Here is a 473-nt window from a genome sequence, read left to right as displayed (position 1 = left end):
CCATCGGCACCACACGCTTGTGCACCTGTGACTTGTCTTGCCCCTCAACGGTATAAGGGTCTGGTGTGAGGGTGTAGCCCTCGTCGGCGGCCAGGGCGGCGACGTCGTCCTGCCAGCCGGGCCAGCGCAGATCGGCGTAGAACTCGTCCATCTGCCCCGTCAACGCGGCCCACAACAGGTCGATGTGTTTCCACTCGCCGCACACCACCCAGTCGAGAATATCCGGAGCCCAGTACCAAAGAATGTGGTGCTCACCCGGAAAGGCCCCCCAATTGATCGCGAACACTCCGCCCAGGACGTCGACGCCGCACAGGGCCGCACCGCGGCCAACTTCGACGCCGCTGATGAAGTCGACCAAGGCCGGCATTTCGGCAGTGCCGCCGCCGAAGAGCTTCAACCAACCGTGATCGGCGAGAATCCCGCCGCAATTCAATGTGACAGCACCCGGCGTGGACAGTGTGGTCATCTGCAAC

General features: G+C 63.4%; 1 protein-coding gene. It reads right to left on the bottom strand.

Annotated elements, in window-relative coordinates:
- Nucleotides 1–466 (bottom strand): DUF2625 family protein (locus RM844_RS32400; RefSeq protein WP_311671023.1); only part of this gene is annotated, 466 nt, incomplete at its 3' end.
- Nucleotides 467–473 lie beyond the last annotated feature (7 nt).

The organism is Streptomyces chisholmiae, from assembly GCF_031845445.1.
Classification (GTDB): domain Bacteria; phylum Actinomycetota; class Actinomycetes; order Streptomycetales; family Streptomycetaceae; genus Streptomyces; species Streptomyces chisholmiae.
This window is presented reverse-complemented; position numbering and strand designations above follow the sequence as displayed.